The sequence below is a fragment of the Methylobacterium sp. 13MFTsu3.1M2 genome, assembly GCF_900112625.1.
Lineage (GTDB): Bacteria > Pseudomonadota > Alphaproteobacteria > Rhizobiales > Beijerinckiaceae > Methylobacterium.
The window spans coordinates 29,095-50,555 of the sequence record NZ_FOMM01000009.1; the positions used below are offsets into that span (position 1 = coordinate 29,095).

Consider the following 21,461-nt stretch of genomic DNA (forward strand, 5'->3'; position numbering starts at 1 on the left):
GTCACGCCGCGCTCGTGCGCCGGCCGCGAAGCTCGGCCAGGGTGCGCTCGTTCTCGTAATCCATCATCAGGCGGACCCAGTCGTCCCCGCTCTCGATGTCGGTGGGTTTGGCGGTCGCGGGCAGCGACGGCGCCGCAACGGGGGCCGCCGGTGCCGGGACGGACGGCACCGGAGCCGGCGCCGGTGCCGCGGCGGCGTCGTGCGGTGCGTCGTAGATCGGCGCCTCCTCGATCTCGACGGGCCTGGGGCGTCGGCTCGCGAGAAGATAGCGGAGCGCGCGGAACGGCTCGACCAGGCCCCACCACGCGAATTGCAGCGTGCCGGTCGGAATGTCCTTGTGCCGCCGCCGCCGGAGCTGGAAGCGCCGCATCGCCTCAGCGTCCCCGTACATGAGTCCCGCGAGCGCCGGGTAGTCGCGGATGGCCAGCGTGCCGAAGTTCACCCGCATGACGAGCTCCTGTCCGTCGCGTGTCGCCTGGTCCAGGTGCACCGGAAGCGGCGCGGTCCGGCGCGCGCCGGCCGTCGGCTCGACGCTGAGCGTCCCCCGCAGCGGCGGGCGCGTGAGCCCCGGATCGAGGGCGCCGCCGAGGAGGCGCAGGGTGCAGGCTTCGGCGGAGACGCGCTCGATCGAGACGTCGACGCTGTGCCCGGCGACCGTGAGGACGCCGCGGCGATCAATCGCCAGGGAGGGCGTGCGCTCGAGCTGGCGCCGCTCGGCGCAGACCCCGAGGGACGCGCCCGCGGTGAGCAGGTTGAAGAAGTTCCACAGCCCGACCACCAGCATGAGGTTGGTCACGCCGGGCTCGTACAGGTAGCGCCACGCCGCGACGGCGCAGCCGAGCATCAGGAGCAGGTAGATCAGGAAGAACGGAAGGGCGAGCGACGAGATGTGGTCGTGGTCGAGGGTCGCCCCCTTGTTGGTGACGTTGAAGGTCGGCTTGCGGGGCGACGCGATGACCGAGACGATCGCCTTGGCCAGGTAGACCCCCTGGATGTACTCGTAGAGTTCCGACACGAACGGCCATCGGAACTTGCCGTATATATAGTTCTGGATCATCAAGTTGATGATGATGTAGGTCAGCGTGTAGGCGATCGACTCGTCCACGCTGGCCACGAAGATCTTCAGGTCGAAGAAGATGTGCAGCAGCGGCGCGAACATGAAGATCAGCCGCGGGATCGGGAAGAACCAGAAGGTCATGCTGGAGAGGTAGGCGATCTTCTGAATGGGCTTGAGGCCCTTCTGGAAGGCCGGGTTCTTCAGCAGCAGGATCTGGAACATCCCCTGGCACCAGCGGGAGCGCTGGCCGATGAAGTCCGCCAGTGTGTCGGGCTGCAGGCCGGCGATCAGCGGCTTGTCGACGTAGGCGCTGTTCCAGTTGCGCGAGTGCAGCTCGAAGGCGGTCTCGCAATCCTCCGTGATGGTGATGCCCGAGAAGCCGCCGGCCTCGTCGAGGGCGGTGCGGCGCAGAAGGGCCGCCGAGCCGCAGAAGAACGAGCCGTTCCACTTGTCGAGGCCGCGCTGCGTGACCGCGTAGAACATCTCGTTCTCCGAGGGCATGCGCTCGAAGGTCCGCAGATTGCGCTCGACCGGGTCGGGGTTGAGGAACGCGTGCGGCGTCTGCACGAGGAACAGGCGCGGATCCTGCGCGAAATAGCCGACGGTCTCGGTCAGGAACGAGCGGAACGGGACGTGGTCGGCGTCCAGCACCGCCACGAGGTCCCCCCGGGCATGGGCGAGACCGTTGTTGAGATTGCCCGCCTTCGCGTGCTCGTTCCGGGCGCGGGTGAGGTAGCGGGCGCCGAGCTCGTCGCAGAGCGCCTGCAGCTCGCCCCGACGGGCGCGCGCCGCCGCGGCCTTGGCCGGGTCGGCATCGCTGCACTTCTGGTCGGTACCGCCGTCGTCGAGCAACCACACCGTGAGCTTCTCGGGCGGGTAGTTCAGCTGTCGCGCCGCCGCCAGGGTCATGGCGAGGATCGCGGCATCCTCGTTGTAGCTCGGGACGAACACGTCGACCGTGGGCAGGTCGGCGGCCGGGGCAGCCGGCGGCGGGTCGCGCCGCAGCGGGTCCGCGTTGATGATCAGGCTGACGAACAGGATGAAGACGCAGTAGAGCTCGGCCACCAGCAGGATCAGGCCGAAGCCGAAGCTGACCGGGTCGCCCGGCGAGGGCAGCGTGTTGGTGAGCCGCCACAGGATGTAGCGCAGCACCACGAGGCTGCCGAGCGCCATGAAGACGAACCGCGTGCGCGGCCCGTCGAGCACGGCCCACAGCACGATCATCACCGCCATGGCGGCGAGGCTCATGGCGAGCTGGGCCTGCGTCCCGACCGGCTGGCTGAGCAGGGCGAGGCTGGCGACTGTCGCCCCAACCCAGGCCAGCCAACGCAACGCCTGCCTCACGCTACAGCCTCCCGGGCCAAAAATCCCTCGGATCGAGGTGCAACGGCTCTACCGCCGGGTTTGTACAGCGACGATGGTCAATGAACAAACCCATTCGTAATATCCAGCCCACTCCACTTGGCCGGAAATTACGGTTAACTTAGGAATGTGGGCAACCCAGATGATGCCCGGCGTGGCAAAGTCGATCGGGCTGCGAGAACGAGACCGGGACGCGCCGTTGCGCCGAATACATTAATATTCCGTTCTAAATCTTCGCTATAAACGGCTTCGGTGCGGCGCAGGCGACGTAGAGCGCCATGGATAATCGGAACGACCCGCCCGGCGGAACGCGCCCGCGTCGGGGGGCACGGCCGGGTTGCGCCGCGGGCCTTAATCGACCCTTAACGAAAATCGCGCCTCGCTCGGGACCGACCCCCGGGCGTACGGATGACCGCGAAGCCGCTGCAGATCTCCCTCGGATTGCTCAACGCTCTGCAGGTGGCGATCGCCGCGGCGGCGGGGTTCGCGGCCGCCGTCCTGATCGTCGTCCCGGCCGCGCGGCCCGGACCCGCGGCGTCCCCGCAGGAGATGGTCGGTTCGGCCTCGCGCGCCTACGTCGCCGCCCTCGCGGCGCGGCTGCGGCAGACCGTCGTCGACGCGCGCAACGCCGCCCTGATGCTCCGCGACGACGAGGGCCTGCTCTCCGCCGACCAGCGCGCCGCGCGCCTGCGCGGGTGGCTCGACCTCAACCCGGTCTACCGGGACGCCGTCCTCGTCGCGCCCGACGGTACCGTGCTGGCGGCCCGGGACGAGCGCCGCGTCGGCAGCAGCGTCGCGCGGCAGACGTGGTTCCTGCGCGGCCGCGCGGCCGGGGTCATCGTGGTCAGCGACGGGGCGGAGGCCGACTCGCCGTTCGGGACCGCCGTCGCGCTGGGCGAGCGCGGTCAGGACGGCCTGCTGCGCCTCGACGCCGACCCGAGCTATCTCACCAAGGTCGAGGAGGAGGTGCGGCGCGCCGCGGCGCTGCCCGAGACCCTCGGCTTCCTCGTCGCCACCCCGGACAGCCGGGTCCTGTCGGGGGCCACGAGCCCATTCCGGACGACGGCCGTCTCGGCCACGACGCCGATGCGTGTCGCGGCCGAGATCGGTTCGCCGGGATGGCTGGTGACGGCGCAGTCCGTGCCCTCCGGCGCGGCGCTCGCCGCGTCGCCGGACTGGCGGATGCTCGGCGTCGGGCTCGCCCTGATCCTCTGCGCGGCCGCGCTCGGCTTCGTCGCGGGAGAGCGGCTGACGCGACCGCTGCGCCGCCTCCTGAGGGGCGAGGGCGAGACCGAAGCGCCCCGCACGTGGATCGGCGAGTTCGCGGCGCTCTCGGACGTCTTCGCGGGGCATCGCCGCAGTGCCGGGCTGCAGATGGCCGGCGCCGGGTCCGAGGTCGCGCGCCTCAAGGCGCGGCTGACAACCTTCGAGGCGGTCTCCGGCTGGGCCTGCTGCGAGATCGATCCGGACACCGGCCGGACCCTGCTGGATTCGCGGAGCGCGGCCGGCGACGACGGAGCCCCCGTCGCCGCCCCGTTCGCCGCCTGCTTCGTCGCCGAGGACCGGCCCGTGCTCGACCGGGCGCGCGACGCCGCCCTCGCGGCCGACGGCCCGCACGACGTGACCCTGCACCTCCGCGACTGGCCGGAGCAGCAGGTCCAAGTGAGGCTGCTGTGCCTCGCCGACGCCAAGGGCGATCGGCGGCTCTTCGCCCTGATGCGGAAGCTGCCGGGCGGCGAGGGGGCGACCCTGCCGCAGCCCGTCGAGCCGCGTCGCAACCTCGTCCTGCGGCGGGTGACCGACGGCATCGTCCACGAGTTCAACGACGTCCTGACCGTCGTCCTGACGAATCTCACGCTGCTGGCGCGGCGCCACACCCTCGGGGACGACCAGGAACGGCTGGTGGGGCGGGCGACGGCCGGCGCGCGCCGGGGCGCGGCGCTCACCCGCCGGATGCTGCACCTCGTGCGCGGCGACGAGACCGGCATCACCCTCGCCGAGACCGACCTCGCCACCACCTTCGAGGGCTACCTGCCGTTCCTGGCCGCGAACGCCCTCGGCGAGATGCCGGTCCTCAACCGCATCCCCGCCGGTCTGCCGCCCGTCCTGTGCAGCGAGCGCGTGCTGGAGCTGCTGCTCCTCAACCTGGCCTTCCATATCCGCGACGCCGGCCTCGCCGGCTTCGCCATCGCGGCCGTCGAGGGCACCCCCGAGGACATGGGCGCCGCGGCGGAAGTTGCGGCCTACGTGCGCGTGCTCGTCAGCAGCGGTCGCCGACCCGAGGCCGCGCCGCTGCCGACGGCAGCAGGCCCGACCCTCGCGGCGGCCGCGGCGCTCGTGACCGAGACCGGCGGCCACTGGCGCCTGATCCGCGACGGGACCGGCGCCGAGCCGTTCCTGGCCGAGTTCTGGCTGCCCGCCGCGCCCCCGGCCGTCACCACGCTCCCTCCGATCCGCGCGGCGGGGCTGAAGATCCTGCTCGTGGAGAGCGACGGCCTCGTGCGGGCCAGCGTCGCAGAGGTCCTCGCCGATCTCGGCCACGCGGTGGTCCAGGCCGCCTCCGGGGCGCACGCCCTCGAGATCCTCGCCCGCGACGCCGCCTTCGACGCGATGATCGTCGATCAATCGATGCCGGTGATGGCGGGCCTCCAGCTCGCCGCCACCGTGGTCGAGCGCTACCCGCAGATCCGGGTCATCCTCGCCAGCCCACACGGTCAGCTGCCGCGCTCCGCCGACGCCTTCCTGCGGATCGACAAGCCTTTCCGCAACGAGGACCTGCAGGTCGTCCTTGACGCCGCGGTCCGCGCGCGCGCGGCCTGATCGCCGCGCATCCCGCCCGATTGAGCGACCGCGCGGTTCTCGCGCTCGCTCTCCGCGCCGACGCCCTGATCGAAACTCAGTCCTTCCAAAAGTGGATGTTAACTATTGTCGACGAGTGTTGGTTAAAGCGTAAATCGTACCTTAACGGAGCTTTCGAATATGGGCGGGACTGCGGAATCAGCTGCCCGACGTCCTCGCACTCCGTACACGACCGTTCTGGCCCTCTCGTGCGCCTGCGCGGCGGCCTCCGCCACGCAGGCCGCCGCCGCCGACCTCCCGGCGCGCAGCGCCGGCGCCGACTGGTACACGGGCGCCTCGCAGCAGGCGGTCGACGACAGCTGGGCCGTCGCGGTCGACGGATCCACCAGCGTCACGTCGAACAGCTCGGCCTTCGGCTCCGTGACGGTGACCGCCGCGCCGAACGGCTCACCCACCCGGGACGGCCTGCGGGTCCGCGTGGACGCCATCGGTGGCACCTACTCGTATCCCGGCCGGTCCGTCGCGACGCGGGTCACCGGCTACCAGCAGGAAGGCGCCCTGCAGGCGGGTTACGAGTGGGTCTGGAAGGACGCGGCCCTCGCAGGATTCATCGGCTTCAACGTCCGCAGCAACCAGCTGTCGATTCCCGATCCGGGCAACCCGGTCGTCGGTACGGGCGTAGGGCTGAAGGTCGCGGGCAATTTCTACGCGACGCCGACCGACCGGACCATGGTCTCGGCCTACGGCTCGTACTCGACGAAGTTCAACGCCTACTACTCGCGCCTGCGCGTCGGCTACATGCTCGCCGACGGCGTCTATATCGGACCCGAGGCGCTGTTCCTCGGCGACGACTTCTTCCGCCAGTACCGGATCGGCGCCCACCTGACCGGCGTCCGCTTCGGACCCGTCCAGATGTCGGTGGCCGCCGGCTACGTCCGGGATCGGGTGCAGGGCTCCGGGTACTATTCCAGCATCGAGGCGCGCTCGACCTTCTAGGGTACGGCGCGGGCTGTCCAACCGGACCCGCGGCCCGCGGCGGAGCCCGGGCGGACCGGAGACGCTACCGGGACGTCGTCAGCAGCCGGCCGGGCCGCAGCGGGTCCCAGACGCCTTCGAAGACGGGCTGCATTGCGTCGTTGAGCGACTGCACCTGGGACACCGGCGACGGGGCCACTTTTGGCTGAATGCCGACGACGGTGGCCGACACGCCGAGGAGACCGATCAGGCAGAGGCCGGCGATCGCCCAGCGCGGCGCACCCCAGGTGTGGAGCACGCCGGCCAGCGTGACGAAGATGGCAAATAGGCCGATAAACTGATGCATTAGACACCTCTCAGCGGTGTCTAGAGCGAGAATAGAGCCAATGACTCTGTTCCATAACGGAACACAAGTTACCAACAGCGTGGATACTGGAGGCTCATTCCCGGACTCGGGCGTGGACCCTCGCAGGTCGCCGACACCCTCTGTGCCGCAAGGATCGGCCAGGCAGCGCCGATGGGCTTCCGACGGGCGTGGCGGCTGCGTGCGGCATGTGCCTGAACCCGCTCGGGTCGCTTCCGACCGATGTGCGATGGTTCGATTAGGACGGCGGTTCCCGGTCGAGAACCGGCGCCATCCCCCTCTCGCGCGGGAGAGGGGGCCCGCGCCTCCCGCGGCACGGGCTCGGCCCTGGCCTCCGTGCCGACTTAATCGCGCACGGCGCTCGCGGCCCCGCGATCCAGTCGACGTGAAGCCGACGGCGGCACGCGGCGATCCGTGTCAGAGACGGCTGACGAGGAAACCGAGACCGAAGCCGACGAGACCGGCCACGATCAGGGAGGCGTGCGGCCACTCGACGGATTTCTGATGACCTTCCCAGGCGACGTGGCGGCTCCGGTCGTAGGCCTCGGCGGCGTGGTCCGAGACCTCGTCGGCCGCGTGCCGCACGGCGTCCTTGGCTTGGCCGTAGAGATTCTCGGCGGTGCCCTGCGCCTCCCGGAGACGCCCCTCGAGCGCGTGACGGTCCGAGTCGACGGCGTCGCCGACCGCGCCCTGCACCTTCCCGCCGAACGCGCGCGCGGCGCCCGTGACCCTGTCCGTGTCGACCATGACCATGTTCTCCGAATGTGTCGCGGCAAGGTGCCGAAGTCGCGGCGGTCGGACCCCGATCCCTCCGTGGCGACTGGGGCAACAGCGATCTGCGCCGGGCGTTCCCCGGCTCCGTGGCGGAGTCCGGTCGAAACGATCGTGGGCGGTCGACGAATGCCCCGTCCTGCCCGCCGGTACCGAGTTCGACACGTGCGCTCCTTGAGCGGACGAGCGTCGCGCCAGGCGCAAGTCGCAGCCTCATTCAGGCCGCACTCACCGCCGAAGCGGCGAGCTTGAGCGTGAGGGGACCGGATGAACGAGGGCGGACGAGCACCGCGCGGCGGGCTGCCCATTCTGCACAGGTCCCTGTCGCGCAGCGCGGTCGCGGCCCCGACCCACGGAGTGACGACGCCGCTCGACCGGCGACGGCTGAACCTGCGCTGGCTCTGCGCCAGCTGCCTGATCGCCACCTGCGGCGCGGCCCTCATGGGGGCGGCGCTCCGCATGTCCGTCGACACCGATCTCGCGCCAGCCAAGCCGACATTCCGCCAGGGGCCCGCCCAGGTCGCGGAGGGGCAAGGCGTGGTCGGACAGCGCGGCGACCGCCTCGTGCGGCGCCAACTCGTCGCCTCGGACCGGGAGGAGTTCTCCGCGCCGGTGACCCACCAGGTCGGCGAGCGCGAGATTATCCGGACCCAGCCCTTCGTGCGACTGGTCACGAGCCTGTCCTCCGGCGACGCGGTCGACGGGCAGATCCCACCCTTCGATCCGACGCGCCAGCTCGCCGCGGACGGAGAGGTCGCCCCTGTCGCAGACGAGCCGGTCGACGATCCGTCCGGGACCACGGTCACGATCACGCGCTCCGCGCTCGCGGGCACGCCGGTTCCCGACGACGCGCCCGGCCTGAGCGACGAGGACGTCACGGCCCTCGTGGAGAGGCAGTCGGATGAGGCGCGCGAGACGGGGCCGCGGATCGCCGCGCCGCTCGCGCCGCAGCGGCTGCTCTCGCAGATCCTGGTCGCCGCGCCGGCCGACGCCGCCGCGACCGCCGCCGGCGCCGATACGGGCCGCGACCCGTTCCACGCGATCGAGGTGCGGGTCGTCCCGGAGAACATCACCGACCTCGCCGAGACCCAGCCCGCCTCCGGCCTGAGCCTGACCGAGACGCGCGACGTCGTGCTCAAGCGCGGCGAGACTCTGGCCGACGCGCTGGCGGCGAACGGCGCCGAGCCGGCGAGCGTGACCGCCATCCTGGCCGCCTTCAGCGAGCATGCCCGCACCGGGCTGGCCGAGGGGCAGCACGTTGACCTTCTCCTCGTCCGGTCGCGCGCCGGCGAGGCCGCGCGCCGGATCGCCCGGGTGACGCTCTACGGCGCGGGCGGCGTCGAGGAGATCGTCGCGGAACGGGATTCCGGCGGCTTCGTCACGGTGGCGCCGCCGTCGGCCCAGGTCGCGGCGTCGCGTTCCGGCGACGACGGCGACGGAGAGGGCTCGGGCGCCAGCCTCTACAGGAGCATCTACGAGGCGGTCCTGCGCAACGGCCTGCCCGACATCCTGGCCGAGCGCATCGTCGGCATCTTCGCGTTCGGCCTGGACATGCAGCGCCGGATCGCTCCGTCCGACCGGCTGGAGGTGCTGTTCAGCCCGAGCGAGAAGGCGGGCGGCCCGCCGGAGGTGCGCTACGTCGCCCTGACGCTCGGCGGGGTGAAGCACCGCGCCTACCGCTTCGAGGCGCCCGAGGCCGGGACGGCGAGCTACTTCAGCGAGACGGGCAACTCGCTCCGCAAGTTCCTGATGCGCATGCCGATCGCCGACGGGCGGATCACCTCGCCGTTCGGTACGCGCGTCCATCCGATCCTCCACTACGCCCGCTTCCACAACGGCGTCGATTGGGCCAACAAGGCCGGCACGCCGATCATGGCCACGGGCGACGGAACGGTGGCGTATGCGGGCCCGCGCGGCGGCTACGGCAATCGCGTCGAGATCCACCACGCGAACGGCTACGTGACGGCCTACAATCACCTGCAGCGGCTCGCGCACGGCGTTCAGGTCGGCGCGACCGTCCATCAGGGGCAGGTCATCGCCTACATGGGCTCGACCGGCCTCTCGACGGGCCCCCACGTCCACTACGAGGTGAGCGTCAACGGGCGCTTCCTCGACCCGATGACGATCCGCCTGCCCGACAGCCAGGGCGTTTCGCCCAGGCTGATGACGGCTTTCGAGCGGCAGGTGGCGGCCACGAACGCGCTCCGCCACCACGGCGCCCTGGCGATGTCGGCCCTGCCGCTCTGACGCGGTCGCCCGGACCTCAGCCGGCCGCAGAGGGCCGCGTGCCGCTCTCCGAGGGGGTGGCAGCCCCGGTCATCCGGCGGTCGACGGCGGCGAGCGTGTCGAGCAGGCGCTTCCGGAGCCGCGCCGCGCCCTCCATCTCAAGGGCGTCGACGTCGACGTAGAAGTCGATCCCCCGGGCGTGCTCGGAGAAGATCGTCTCCGGGGCCTCGGCGGTGAGGTCGCCCTCGATGGCGTAGGGGACGATCTCGCGGCTGATACCCTTCATGCGGATCGGCTGCTGCGGGCTCGCCTGGACGATGTCGCTCACCAGCGCGTAGGTCTCGTAGCTCAGGGTGATGCCGCCCGGGACAGAGGCCGCCTGCAGCCGGGCGGCGAGGTTCGCCTCCGCGCCGATGATCGTGTAGTCCATCCGCTCGTCGCTGCCGAAATTGCCGACGTTGCAGTAGCCCGTGTTGATGCCGATCCGGGCCTGGAACGGGCGCTCGATGCCGGATCGCCGCCAGCGGGCGTTGAGCTGGCCCAAGCGCTTCTGCATCTCGATCGCCATTCGAACGCAGGCCTGCGCGTCCTCGCGGACGCCCCGGCTCTCCGGGTCGCCGAAGAAGACCAGCATCGCGTCGCCGATATACTTGTCCACCGTGCCGCCGTGCTTGACCGCGATGGCGGTCATCTCGGTCAGGTACTCGTTCAGCAGCGCAGTCAGTTCCTCGGGCTGCAGGCGCTCGGTGGTCGCGGTGAAGTCCTTGATGTCGGAGAAGAAGATCGTCAGCTTCTTGCGCTCGGTCGCCACCGACACGTCCCGCTCGCCGCTGAAGATGCTCTTGTAGACCTGGGGCGAGATGTACTTGGCGATCTGCACCGAGACCGACGCCAGGAACCCGTTCGACTCGGTCAGCTCCCTGTTCATCCGGTCGATGAGGCGGGACTGGCGCGCCTGCAGCAGCAGGAAGGTGGTGCCGGCGAGCGCCGCCAGGATGAAGTAGCCGAGCAGGTACTTGAAGGCGAAGACGTTGGCGGCGATCGGCTGGTGCAGGACGATCTCCTGGATGCCTCGGACGTCGCCGACCTTCCAGTCGGTCTTCGGGCTCAGAGGATGGGCGTTGTGGCAGCGCACGCAGGCGGATTCCATGCGGATCGGCGCCGCGATGCGCACCTGCCGGTCGAAGATGGACCCCGTCGTCTCGCTGACGAAGCCGGTCTTGGGGTGCGCCCGGAGGTCCGCCAGGGCCTGGGTCTCGAAGCTGTCGAGATCGTGCGGCTTGCGGTCCTTGAACGGGAGATCGGAGACGAAGCGGTACTTCACCGCGCCGTCGCCGCCGCTGATCCGCTCGCCGAGTTCCAGGGAGAGCGTCGCGGGGATCGGGATCGCGTTCGGCACCCCCTTGTAATCGTGACGCGTCTCGACCCGGCCGGTCGCGGCGTTGACCGCCTGGACGACGTCGCTGGCGTAGAAGCTGCGCATCTGGTCGATGATCCGGCCGGTCTCGATCGCCTGCGTGGCGAGCATGCGCTCGGACAGGCCGCGCAGGTCCAGCCAGACCGCGACCGGCAGCCCGGCCAGGCCGAACAGGATCGCCGCCACCAGGAGCGGTCCCATGAACCGCTGCTGGCGCGCGACCGACTCGTCGAAACTCGACATCTCTCGCGACCCCGGGGCGCCAGGACACGGCCCCCATACTGGTCAGCTGCATATACAATGATGTCTTTCCCGAGAAGCATTGACTTTTCGGGCGCACCCCGAACCGCGGCATCAATGCAATGTCTGCGCGAAACACAGTCGACGAAATCAATCGACTTGGGGAGGTCGTGGCGCGCCCTCCGCCGTCGGCTCTCCGGAACGCGCGCTGAGCCGCTGTCGCGGGATCGGCGCATCGTCGTCGGTCGGGAGCGGCGCATCCCGAGCCGTGCCTGCGGCGGATCCTTCGAACGGCACCTATAGTCCGCGCGTCGACGGCGTGATTCCGGCCAGGCCATCTCAGATAGGTGCGGGCGCTGGGACGATTCGGGATCGGTCCTGGGAGGATGCGATGGCGGATGTACTGATCGTGGGGGCCGGTCCGGTCGGTCTGACGCTCGCCTGCGAACTCGCCCGGCACGGGGCGCGCTGCCGGGTCGTCGACGCTGCGGCGCGGCCGTCGCCCTATTGCCGCGCGATCGGGGTTACCCCGCGCACGCTGGAAGTCTGGGAGGACATGGGCCTCGCCCGCGAGATGATCGACGCGGGTCTCTGGCTCACGGGCCTGCGCACGATCCTGCACGGCCAGCCGCCAATCGACGCGGTCAGTCCACCGCTCGATCTGCCCTACGCGTCGCTCGGTCTGCCCCAATTCGAGACCGAGCGCGTCCTGAACCGTCAGTTGGAGCGCTTCGGAGCCCGGGTCGAGCGCGGCCTGCGCCTGACGGCCCTGGAGCAGGACGGCGCCGAAACCCGCGCGCGCCTACAGGAGGCGGACGGTGCGGTCGCGGAGGCGCACTTCCGCTACGTCGTGGGCTGCGACGGTGCCCACAGCACGGTCCGGCGCCAGCTCGGCATCCCGTTCGAGGGCGAGGCCTATCCCTGGCCGTTCATGCTCGGTGACGTGCACATCGCCTGGGACATACCCTACGGCCTCGCGGTCCGGGCCCTGCGACTGAACGAGGACGCCCCGCCCGACATGTTCATCGCCATCCCGCTCCCCGAGCCGGGCCGCTACCGCGTCTCGATGCTCGCGCCGCAGCATCTGGTGCCGGCGGGCGGGTCGGACCACGGGATCCAGGCCGAGCTTCAAGGCCCGTCGCTGGCCGACCTGCAGGCCGTGGCCGACGATCTCCTGCCGGACGGCTCGCGCCTGTCGGACCTGCGCTGGTCGTCGGTGTACCGCATCAGCATGCGCCTCGCCGCCGCCTATCGGCGCGGCCGCTGCTTCCTGGCGGGCGATGCCGCCCACATCCACCCGCCGACCGGCGGGCAGGGGATGAACACCGGGATCCAGGACGCCTACAATCTGGCCTGGAAGCTCGCCCTGGTTCTTCGGGGCGCCAGCCCCGAGGCTCTCCTCGACAGCTACGAGGGGGAGCGGCGCCCGGTGGGCGCGGACGTGATCGCGCGGACCCGGACGGCGAGCGAGGGATACGGTCGGGAGCCCGGCGGCGCACCGGACCGCCTCGCCGACACGCAGGTCCTCGTCAGCTACCGGAACACGGCCTGGATCGCCGGCGACGCGACGGAGCCGACGGAGGCCGGCCCGAGGGCCGGCGACCGGGCGCCCGACGTCAACGGGCTGGTCCGCGACGGACTCGGCTTCCCGACGCGGCTCTTCGACGAACTCAGAGGCACCGAGCACGTCCTCCTCATTCATCCTGCCGGGATGTCGGACGCCGTGGCCGGCCCTAATCTGCCGATCTGGGCTCGCCAGCACCGTACCCGCGTCCGGGTCGTCGTCATCGGCAGCGAGGTGCCCATCCCGGGCGTGCCGACGCTCGCGGATCCGACGGGGGCCTTCAGTAAAGCTTACGGCGCGGGGACCATGGCCTGCCTGATCCGGCCGGACGGGCACCTCGCTTGGCGCGGCCGGACGTGGCGCGAGCGCGGCTTGCACGCGCATCTCCGGCGCTTGTTCCCGTCGGCCTTCCCGCAATGAGCGCGTGCCGTGGCCGGCATCCGACCGGCAGCCCGGCCCCTCGTCCGAGGCCCATCCGCATCGACGCGCCCGCGTTCAGGCGTCCGGCCCGCCATCCCGTCCGGTGACGCGCTTCGACCAGTCCTCGACCGCGCCGGTCCGCAAGCGTCGGCGCAGGAGCAGGCGCCAGCTCTCCGCCAGTTCCGGGATCGCGCTCGCGGCCTGCAGCTCGGACCGGTTGCGCGTGTCGACGTAGAGGTGGTGGATCAGGCGCGCGAGCGACCAGTCCGGCCGCGGACGCGCGCGGAGCTCGATCCTGTCGCCCGGCTCAGCGACGCCGTCCTCGAGGACCCGCCAGTACCAGCCCGTCCGCCCCGTTCTCTGCACGGCGAGCGCCATCCCGGATCGTCCGAAGCGCCGGTCGAGCTTGAAGCAGGGCTGGCGCCCCTGGCTGACCTGCAGGAGCGCGGAGCCGAAGCGGGCGACGTCGCCGACGCAGACGTCGCGCTCCGTCCAGCCCGTCGTCGCGAGATTCTCACCGAAGGCGCCCGGTGCGGAGAGCACCGGATGATCGCCGATCTCGGTGGCCCAGGCGGCGTAATGGTCCTGCGGATACTGGTGGAGCGCCTTCTCGGGACCGCCGTGGTACCGGAGATCGGCCTGGGCATCGCCCACGAGACCGGTCGCCGTGATCCGCCACGGCGCGGGAACGGGGTTCTTGACGATGCCGCTCGGCGGACCGTCCGGTCCCAGCGGCGCGACCGGGCCGGCGAGGACGAGCGGGAGGACGGGTGGGAGAAGAGGCGCCGTCATGGCCGCGCTTCCTCCGTGAGCCTACAGCCGGCTTCGTCGCACCCGTCCGGTGCCAACTCCCCGCGCACCGATCCCGTGCCCGGTGCCGCGATCAGCGAGCCCACGAGGATCCCGAGCGCGAGGTCGTCGACCTGCCCGAAGGCGTGTTCCCGGACCCGTCCGTCGCGGTCGATGACGATCGTGGTCGGCGTTCCGCGCATACCGTAGCGCCGCATCGTCTGCGGGATCGGACCGTCGTCCTCGAGGAGGTCGACGGCGATCGGCAGGGTCAGACGATACTCGTGGATGAAGGCTTCGAGGGCGACTTCGGTCATGGCGGCATGATGCTCGAACACCGCGTGCAGGCCGATCACCGCGACCGCGCCGTTGCCGTCAAACATCCGGTGCAGCTTCTCGGCCTGCGGCGTGCCGTGCGCCACGCAGCCGGGGCACAGCATCTGGAACGCGTGCAGCACGACGACCGTGCCGCGCAGCGCGGCGAGGGAGAGTGGCGCGGGCGTGTTGAACCAGCGACCGGTCACGAGTTCGGGGGCCAGGATGGTCATGCCGCTTCTCCGGAGCTCCAGTCGTCGATGACGGGCGGCCGTCTGGTCGCATCGGCCGCTGGCCGCGCGGCGCCCTGTCGAGGCGCGGCCCGCGGGTGTGGCGGCCGGGCGATGGCAGCCGCCGGGCCGAGGAGGCTCACTGGGAGCGGAGGCCGAACGAGATCCCGTAGGCGGTGCGGCGCGCCGCGAAGATCTCGTCCTTCGGCGCGTCGATGCCGTCCGCCAGCTGTCCCGGGTCGAAGATGCCCTGGTCGCAGGTCTCGTTCGGCTCGATGCCGGTCACCGCGATCGTGCCGAGGGTGACTGCCTTCCGGTCGTCCTCGTTGGGCCACCGCTGGGTGATGTCGCTGCCGAGATCGTCGCCGGGCCCGGCGAGCAGGGCCACGACGTCGAACCCCGCCGGGCCCCTCGACAGCTCCTCCCGCAGCGCGTCGGCCAGGAAGTGTGCAGGCTTGCCCTTCGCCTCCTCGTCGCTGAGGGTGATCTCGCCGGCTCGGGGCACGATCTTGAACTTGAAGGGCACGGCACGGCCGTCCGCGTTGAGCCCCGTGAACGTGTGCACGCCCCAATAGACGAGGCCGGCATAGCTGCCCGGGACAGGCTTGCCGGCGACGAAGGCCGCCTGGCGCGTCGTCTCCGGATTGGCCTTCGCGAAGGCCGCGATGGCCTCCGGCTTCGGCTTGCCGTCGGGGCCGGGAACGCGGACCTGCAGGAACGCGAGCATCTGGTCGACGGTCCGCGCGAAGTGGACCGGCGCGTTCTCGAACAGCAGATGGGTCTCGCCACCGTCCGACAGGAGCTTGATCGAGAAGCCGCGCAGAACGGTCCTGGTCGCGTCCGGCACCGACGGGTTGCCGCCGCCGACCGAGAACCGCCCGACGAGAGACCAGGGCCGCGTGAAACTGATCGACCGCGTCACCTGTCCCACTTCGGCCGCAGGGGTGTAGGTGCCGCGGACGCACTGCCCTTTGGCGAAGGTCGGGCGCACGCCGGGCCGACTGCCGGCGACTGTGCGCAGAGCCTCCACCAGGTCCTGGGCATCGGCGGCGATCGCCCCTGTCGGCGGCGCGAGGAGCGCGAGAAGGATCCCGCCGAGGCGTGCCAGCGCCGCGATCCTCGGCGCGGTCGGCGCCCTCACGGGTCGGCGATCGATCACGTCTGCGCGCGGCGAGGGCCCGGCCGCGGCCGGGGGTGGATCGTCGAGGCCGGCATATGCCATGGTGACTCGTCCTTCTCTGATGCTCGGAGGGGGATCTTCCGGCGGTTCGGCGATGGCAGTCGCCGAACCGCTTCCTGTCGCGCGTCCTACTTCTGAGGGGTCACCTTGCCCGGCAGCGACAGGTTGCCCGAGGCGACCTTGAAGACGTCGCTGACGCAGAGCAGCGGCGCGTGCAGGTTGCCGTTCACCTTGAGGCCGGACGTCACCCCGTCGAACGAGGCACCCTTGATGCCGGTGATGAGCGAGACCGGGATCTCGACCTGAACCGTGTCGCCCCGGAAGGTGGTCGGATAGTCCGGGCTGTCGATTAGGAGCGGGACCTTCGGCCAGGTCGGCGGAACCTTCGGCTTCGCGCCGTCCGGGATATCGACGACCTTCAGGCCGCCGCCACAGGCCGCGTCCTTGGCGAGCACCACCCAGTGCGGGTGCCAGACATGGCGGTTCCTGGCACCGTAGGCCGCGTCGTCGAAATCGGGGTGGAAGGTGACGGCGAGCGCCACGATACCCTGAGCCTTGTCGAAGCCGATCGCGTCGCTGTCGAGGGTCGTCGGCCAGACGTAGGCGTAGACGCTCGAGCCCTCGAACTTGCCGGTGGCATCCGGCTTGTCCTTGCCCGCCTCGCCCCGGACCCGGGTGGTGAAGACGGCGGTGTCGCCCCTGGTCGCGATCGTCGTCTCGACGATGTCGAACGACGCCAGGACAGCGGGACTCGGCTGCGCCCGGATGGGCTCGGCCGAGGCGCCGGTGGAGAGCGCGCACAGAGCCGCCGCCACGAGGCCGACGCCCCGTGCCTTGATCCTCGTCATGACGATGTGTCCTTTCAGGTCTCTCGTGGTGCTCGGAGGGGCGGCGATCCATTCGCGAAGGACGTCCAGGTGGCAGCCTGGACGTCGGGATCGGCCGCTTCATGCTCGCCGCAATCGAGCCGGAGATCCCGGGTCCCGATCGCAGCGTTCACGAAGGCGCAATGGTGGGGCTGGGCCTCGGCCGGATGGGCGTTCGGCCTGAAATGGCGGCAGCTGACGCACATCCGCTGCACGGGGATGGCGCCCGCCTGCTGCAGGGTCCGGATGAGCTTGATCTGGGTCAGGAGGAGATCCGCCTGCTCAGGCGGCGTCAGCCGCGCCAGAGCCGACATCACCTGTGACGTGGCCGCGGCGAGGGCGCGCCCGAGCGCGCGGCCTTCGTCGGTCAGGCGCACGATCACCGCGCGGGCATCCGTGGGATCGGGCGCGCGCGTCAGCAGGGCCTTGCGGGCGAGCGCGGCGAGCGTGTCGGCCATGCTCGGTGCCGAGACGGCCAGCTGCGCGGCGATCTCCTTCGCCCTCAGGCCGGCCGGGCGTCCCGCGAGCAGCGCCAGCACCTGCGCCTGTGTCGGATTCAGGCCCGCATCGCCCGCGGCCGCCCACAGATCCGCCCGCAGCACGAGGGCGACGCGCTCGAAGCCCTCGCGCAGGCGGATCAGGACGGGATTTGGGTCGGCCGCGTGGTCCATGGATCGATAATTAGGAGTCCTAAGTATTGGAGTCAAGCGGAGTGGCAACCGCCGCTCCGCACGCGCACCGCAGCTCCGGAACGGGCCATTGCTTGCGGAGGACGACCTCCGACGGCGACGGCTCCGTCCGGCACGATCGTCGGTCGCGGCGCCACAGGATCGGCACCGACATCAGGACGAAGCGACGCGCGCGAAACAGTCGGACCTCCGCGGCGACGAACAAGGGGGCGCCGACCCCTTTTCCGACGTCCGGAACGGTCGTGACGCAGGTGCATTCTCTTCCGGATCGAAGAGGAGCATCAGCATGCGCATCGTGGGACAAGCATCCGCCATCGCTCTCGTGACACTCATGAGCGTCGGTGCGGCTGAGGCGAAGGGCTGTATCAAGGGCGCGATCATCGGCGGTCTGGCGGGCCATTACCTCGCCGAGCGCGGCGTCGTCGGCGCCGTCGCCGGCTGCCTGGGCGGCCGCTACCTCGCCAACCGGCAGGCGCGGCGCAAGGAGATCGAGTACGGGTCGCGGGTCCAGCCGCGCGACACCGGGTACGGCGCGCCCCAGGCCTACCCGCGCCGGTCCTACAGCTACTGAACACCGGCGGGGGTGGCTCGGGCCGCCCCCGCGTCTACGGTCTTCGATCCGCTGTATTGCCTGTGCGGTCAGACCCGCGCGGGACCGATGGCGAGGCTGATCGCGTCCGATCTTGGGAGACGACAGCCGGGTTGGATCAGCCCTTCTTGCCCTGCTTGTAGCTCTGGATGGCGCCCTGGCAGCCCGGCGACAGCTTGGCCATATTCTTCTCGAAACAGGCTTGAGTCTCGGGCCCATCGTCGGGCGGCATGCCACCGCAGAAGGTCGTGAAATCGCCCATGCATTGCTGCTGGAGCGACGCCTTGTCGTCGGCCGACATGGGCGCGGCGAGCGCGGCCGTGGCCCCTGCGGACAGAAGCAGAGCAGTCGTGATCAGACGTACCGGCATAGCGATGCTGTTCCTCGTGTCGATGAACCGCTCAGAAAGCCGGACGGGCGCCAAACCGTTGCATGCGGTGCGCCGATGATCGGAAATAAAAAAAGAGGCGCCCGTCCGGGCGCCTCTCTGCTCCGCATGAATCCGGGTCGGATCAATCGTCCCAATCGTCGTCGTGGTAACGATGACCGTACCCGCGACGCTCGATCACGCGAACATCCGGACGATCCCAGTCTCGGTGGCCGAAGCGAACGCCGCGATAGCCGTCGCCGTAGCCTTCGCGCACGATCACGCGAGAATGGCCGTGACCCGGACCGTAGCCGTAGCCATAGCCGCCACCCCACTCATGGGCCTGAGCGGCAGAGGCTGCACCCAGCAGCGCGGTGCCGGCGACCAGGGTCGTGATAAGCTTCTTCATACTCCAACCTCGTTCATCGAACTGAGACGAGAAATGCAGTCGCCAATCATCGCGTTCCACGGCTCACGAAATTAATCGATCTTGCCGTTCATCGACAATTCATCTTCGGCGACCCGCGCCTCACGAGCCGGAACCGAGCCCGGATCCTTATTGATGAGCATTGCTCGACTTGCGGCCGGTTCGTCCCGTCGGGCAAAATAGCCGGACGGGACGACGGTCGTGTCAGCGACGGGTGCCGGTCGAGCTGGTGCCGGTGGTGCCCGTCGTGCTTCCGCCGCTTCGCGACGTCGAACCGGTCGAGTCCGTCCCGCCGGACTTCATCTCGTGGCCCGGCGCGTAACCGGACGCGCCCGGGCTCCCGGCCCGGCTCCCGCGATCCTGCATCTCGTGGCCCGGAGTCTTGGACGAGGCCCCCTGCTCGGCGGCGACGGCGCTGCCCCCGAGTGCGAGGGTGGCGAGGACGATAATCGGCAAGCGTGTCATGGAGCGTCTCCTGTTTTGGAGCCCCTAAACGGCAGGATCTCCGGGACCGTTCCGACAATTCGTGCCGCTATCGACGTCGTGACGGCGCACGATCACGCTGTGAACGCCTGTTCCACCGGAACCTGTGCCGTTCCATCGCCACCAGTGCTTATTCTGGGACCAGCGCGATCCTGAAGACCGCGCGGTTATTCGGAGAGGCTCCGAGCTGACAGGCCTCGCGCCTTCGCGACGGCGGGGAACGGTTTGCCGCGGAGCACCGTAACTGGGGCGACGCGGGACGCCCCCGCTGTGAGGAAGGCATCCATGATCCGCACGCCAACGCTGATCCTGCTCGGCACACTGACACTGGCCGGAGGCATCCTCGGATCGACCTCGGCCGCCTTCGCCGATCCGCCCTGGGCCCGCGGAGAGCGGGGCTTCCGTCACGGCGGCCCGCCACCCTGGGCGCCCGCGCACGGCTATCGCCGCCACCGTGAGTTCGGTGGCTACGGACGCAGGGACGCGCGCTTCTACGAAGGGCAACGTTACGGTGGCTATCGCTACGATCGCTACTGACGGTCGCGATATCGCTCCGAACTCGCGCGGTCGACGGCTACCGCCGCGCGAGACGACGCGCCCGCGATTCTCGCAGGCATATGCGCCGATTGGACATGCGCCGATTGATGGTCCGGCGACGCGCTCACGCCCCTCCGACCGGCGCCCGAGCCGGCAAGCGGGTGGCCAGGACCTTGTCGATGCGACGGCCGTCCATGTCGACCACCTCGAGACGCCACCCCTCCGCCACGAACGCGTCCCCCGCCGCCGGAATGCGGCCGAGCTGGAAGATCACGTAGCCGGCCAAAGTCGTGTAGTCGTCCGTGCCCGGCGGATCGTTGAAAGCGAGACGCTCGAACGCGTCCTCGGCCGGCATCATGCCGTCGATGAGCAACGAGCCGTCCTCGCGCTCGACGACCGCCGGGTCCTCACCGACCTCGGGTATGTCGCCCGCGATCGCCTCGAGGAGATCCGTCTGCGTGACGATGCCCTCCAGGCTGCCGTACTCGTCGACGATCACCGCCAGCTGCACGGGGTTGCGCTGGAAGCTCTCCAGCGCCGTGAGAACCGTCATGCCCTCGTGGACGACGTTCGGCGGCCGCATGGCGGTGGCGATATCGAGGGGTCGCCCGTCGAGGATCTGATCGAGCAGATCCTGCTTGCGCAGCACGCCGACGACCTCGTCGATGCCGCCGCGGCTCACGACGACATGGGCGTGGCTGCAGGCGCGGACCGCCCGCGTGATCTCCTCGGGCGATCCGTCGAGGTCGACCCACTCGACCTCGTGGCGCGGCGTCATGATCTCGCGGACCCGGCGGTCCCCCAGCCGGAAGATGCGCTCGACCGCTTCCTGCTGGGCCTCGCGGATGAGGCCTGCCTCGCGGCTCGCCTCGACCAGGAGGTTGAGCTCGGCCGTCGAGTGGTGGCCGCCTTCGCCGTGGCCGGGCTGCAATCCGCACAGGCGCAGGACGCCGTTGCCGAGCCCGTTGAGAAACAGGATGGCCGGGCGGAACACGAACAGGAACACGCTGAGCGGACGGATCACCGCCAGGGCCGTGCGCTCGCTGCGCTGGAGCGCGAGGCTCTTCGGCGCCAACTCGCCCAGCACGATGTGCAGCGCCGTCATGATGACGAACGAGATCACCACGGCGACCGTGTGGGCGGCCGCCGTCGAGAGCATGTCCGGCAGCCACGTCAGGGTGGGCAAGATCAGGTGGGCCAGCGCCGGCTCGCCGACCCAGCCGAGCGCCAGGGACGAGATGGTGATGCCGAGCTGCGTCGCCGCGAGGTGGGCGTCGAGGTGGTCCGTGGCCCAGAGCAGCGCCTTCGCGTTCACGCGCCGCTCGGCGACGAGTTCGGCGACGCGACTCCTGCGCACCGCGACCAGGGCGAACTCCGCTGCGACGAAGAAGCCGTTCGCCAGAACCAGGGCGAGGACGGCAAACAACCCTAAGGCAGTCGCCCAACCGTCGTCCAAAATCGACACCTCCCGTGTGGCCGTCGCGCCGGCCGCGTCCCGACGGTCTCTACAGGAGAGCGGCGGCGCGGCCTACGGGCATCAGAACCCGACCGGCCTCAGCGTTGTCCCCGGCGAACCTCAGCAAACACCGGGCCGCCCGCACCCCGGCGTCGGACAATCCTGTAGGGCGTTCGCGAGCGCGGGCGCTTGTCCGCGAGGGTGATGCGCCGACCGTCAGGCACTCGCGAGCCGCGCCGACGACGGTGCGCCGGGCGTGACCCGCCGGCCCCGGCGGGACAGGTTCATGCCGGGCGCCGGGACTGGGGGACATCCCAGGCCACGCGCGGCGCCGATCC

General features: G+C 70.4%; 19 protein-coding genes. 6 read left to right on the top strand and 13 right to left on the bottom strand.

Annotated features, from left to right (window positions below):
• Position 1 precedes the first annotated feature (1 nt).
• Positions 2 to 2,401 (bottom strand): UDP-forming cellulose synthase catalytic subunit, encoded by a 2,400-nt coding sequence (gene bcsA / locus BM314_RS09625; protein ID WP_170868077.1) that lies wholly within the window; start codon positions 2,399 to 2,401, stop codon positions 2 to 4.
• Positions 2,402 to 2,827: 426 nt separating this feature from the next.
• On the opposite strand from bcsA, the gene BM314_RS09630 reads away from it, so the two are divergent.
• Both BM314_RS09630 and bcsS read left to right on the top strand, forming a co-directional pair.
• On the top strand, positions 2,828 to 5,239 hold the full coding sequence (locus tag BM314_RS09630; protein ID WP_091977988.1) for a response regulator: 2,412 nt from the start codon (positions 2,828 to 2,830) through the stop codon (positions 5,237 to 5,239).
• Between the two features lie 159 nt (positions 5,240 to 5,398).
• On the top strand, positions 5,399 to 6,214 hold the full coding sequence (gene bcsS, locus BM314_RS09635) for a cellulose biosynthesis protein BcsS (protein WP_020091643.1): 816 nt from the start codon (positions 5,399 to 5,401) through the stop codon (positions 6,212 to 6,214).
• 64 nt (positions 6,215 to 6,278) lie between these two features.
• On the opposite strand, the gene BM314_RS09640 is transcribed toward bcsS, so the two are convergent.
• Positions 6,279 to 6,539: a hypothetical protein gene (locus BM314_RS09640; protein WP_020091644.1), complete on the bottom strand. Its 261-nt coding sequence runs from the start codon at positions 6,537 to 6,539 to the stop codon at positions 6,279 to 6,281.
• Positions 6,540 to 6,974: 435 nt separating this feature from the next.
• Positions 6,975 to 7,304 (bottom strand): CsbD family protein, encoded by a 330-nt coding sequence (locus BM314_RS09645; RefSeq protein WP_026604704.1) that lies wholly within the window; start codon positions 7,302 to 7,304, stop codon positions 6,975 to 6,977.
• A 381-nt stretch (positions 7,305 to 7,685) separates the two neighbouring features.
• Here BM314_RS09645 and BM314_RS09650 point away from each other — a divergent pair, with 381 nt between their 5' ends.
• On the top strand, positions 7,686 to 9,575 hold the full coding sequence (locus tag BM314_RS09650) for a M23 family metallopeptidase (protein ID WP_091977989.1): 1,890 nt from the start codon (positions 7,686 to 7,688) through the stop codon (positions 9,573 to 9,575).
• A gap of 16 nt (positions 9,576 to 9,591) precedes the next feature.
• Here the strand turns inward: BM314_RS09650 and BM314_RS09655 are convergent, their stop codons facing one another.
• Positions 9,592 to 11,214 (bottom strand): adenylate/guanylate cyclase domain-containing protein, encoded by a 1,623-nt coding sequence (locus BM314_RS09655; protein WP_091977990.1) that lies wholly within the window; start codon positions 11,212 to 11,214, stop codon positions 9,592 to 9,594.
• Between the two features lie 388 nt (positions 11,215 to 11,602).
• On the opposite strand from BM314_RS09655, the gene BM314_RS09660 reads away from it, so the two are divergent.
• On the top strand, positions 11,603 to 13,195 hold the full coding sequence (locus BM314_RS09660) for an FAD-dependent monooxygenase (RefSeq protein ID WP_091977991.1): 1,593 nt from the start codon (positions 11,603 to 11,605) through the stop codon (positions 13,193 to 13,195).
• A 75-nt stretch (positions 13,196 to 13,270) separates the two neighbouring features.
• Here the strand turns inward: BM314_RS09660 and BM314_RS09665 are convergent, their stop codons facing one another.
• The 5 genes from BM314_RS09665 to BM314_RS09685 form a co-directional block, all read right to left on the bottom strand.
• Positions 13,271 to 13,987, bottom strand: coding sequence for an MOSC domain-containing protein (locus BM314_RS09665; RefSeq protein ID WP_091977992.1), 717 nt, complete (start codon positions 13,985 to 13,987; stop codon positions 13,271 to 13,273).
• Positions 13,984 to 14,532: a peroxiredoxin family protein gene (locus BM314_RS09670; protein WP_091977993.1), complete on the bottom strand. Its 549-nt coding sequence runs from the start codon at positions 14,530 to 14,532 to the stop codon at positions 13,984 to 13,986. Before BM314_RS09670 ends, BM314_RS09665 begins: the two co-directional genes overlap by 4 nt.
• 136 nt (positions 14,533 to 14,668) lie before the next feature.
• The gene (locus BM314_RS09675; protein WP_244539902.1) at positions 14,669 to 15,670 is read right to left on the bottom strand and encodes a catalase; all 1,002 of its coding nucleotides are present in this window, start codon (positions 15,668 to 15,670) and stop codon (positions 14,669 to 14,671) included.
• A 167-nt stretch (positions 15,671 to 15,837) separates the two neighbouring features.
• Complete coding sequence (locus BM314_RS09680) at positions 15,838 to 16,557, bottom strand: hypothetical protein (protein WP_091924498.1); 720 nt, start codon at positions 16,555 to 16,557, stop codon at positions 15,838 to 15,840.
• Between the two features lie 14 nt (positions 16,558 to 16,571).
• A complete protein-coding gene (locus BM314_RS09685) occupies positions 16,572 to 17,246 on the bottom strand; it encodes a MarR family winged helix-turn-helix transcriptional regulator (RefSeq protein ID WP_091977995.1) in 675 nt (224 codons plus the stop codon).
• A gap of 304 nt (positions 17,247 to 17,550) precedes the next feature.
• Here BM314_RS09685 and BM314_RS09690 point away from each other — a divergent pair, with 304 nt between their 5' ends.
• Positions 17,551 to 17,835 (top strand): hypothetical protein, encoded by a 285-nt coding sequence (locus BM314_RS09690; protein ID WP_020091654.1) that lies wholly within the window; start codon positions 17,551 to 17,553, stop codon positions 17,833 to 17,835.
• A 136-nt stretch (positions 17,836 to 17,971) separates the two neighbouring features.
• Here the strand turns inward: BM314_RS09690 and BM314_RS09695 are convergent, their stop codons facing one another.
• The 3 genes from BM314_RS09695 to BM314_RS09705 all read right to left on the bottom strand — a co-directional run bounded on the left by BM314_RS09695 (position 17,972) and on the right by BM314_RS09705 (position 19,112).
• Positions 17,972 to 18,223: a hypothetical protein gene (locus BM314_RS09695; RefSeq protein ID WP_091978098.1), complete on the bottom strand. Its 252-nt coding sequence runs from the start codon at positions 18,221 to 18,223 to the stop codon at positions 17,972 to 17,974.
• A gap of 142 nt (positions 18,224 to 18,365) precedes the next feature.
• Positions 18,366 to 18,629, bottom strand: coding sequence for a hypothetical protein (locus tag BM314_RS09700; RefSeq protein WP_091924500.1), 264 nt, complete (start codon positions 18,627 to 18,629; stop codon positions 18,366 to 18,368).
• Between the two features lie 222 nt (positions 18,630 to 18,851).
• Entirely contained in the window at positions 18,852 to 19,112 is a 261-nt protein-coding gene (locus BM314_RS09705; RefSeq protein WP_056521516.1) for a hypothetical protein, read from the bottom strand.
• A 303-nt stretch (positions 19,113 to 19,415) separates the two neighbouring features.
• Between BM314_RS09705 and BM314_RS09710 the strand changes: the two genes are divergently transcribed.
• Positions 19,416 to 19,667 (top strand): hypothetical protein, encoded by a 252-nt coding sequence (locus BM314_RS09710; protein WP_091977996.1) that lies wholly within the window; start codon positions 19,416 to 19,418, stop codon positions 19,665 to 19,667.
• A gap of 124 nt (positions 19,668 to 19,791) precedes the next feature.
• Here the strand turns inward: BM314_RS09710 and BM314_RS09715 are convergent, their stop codons facing one another.
• A complete protein-coding gene (locus BM314_RS09715; protein WP_091977997.1) occupies positions 19,792 to 21,123 on the bottom strand; it encodes a hemolysin family protein in 1,332 nt (443 codons plus the stop codon).
• Positions 21,124 to 21,461 lie beyond the last annotated feature (338 nt).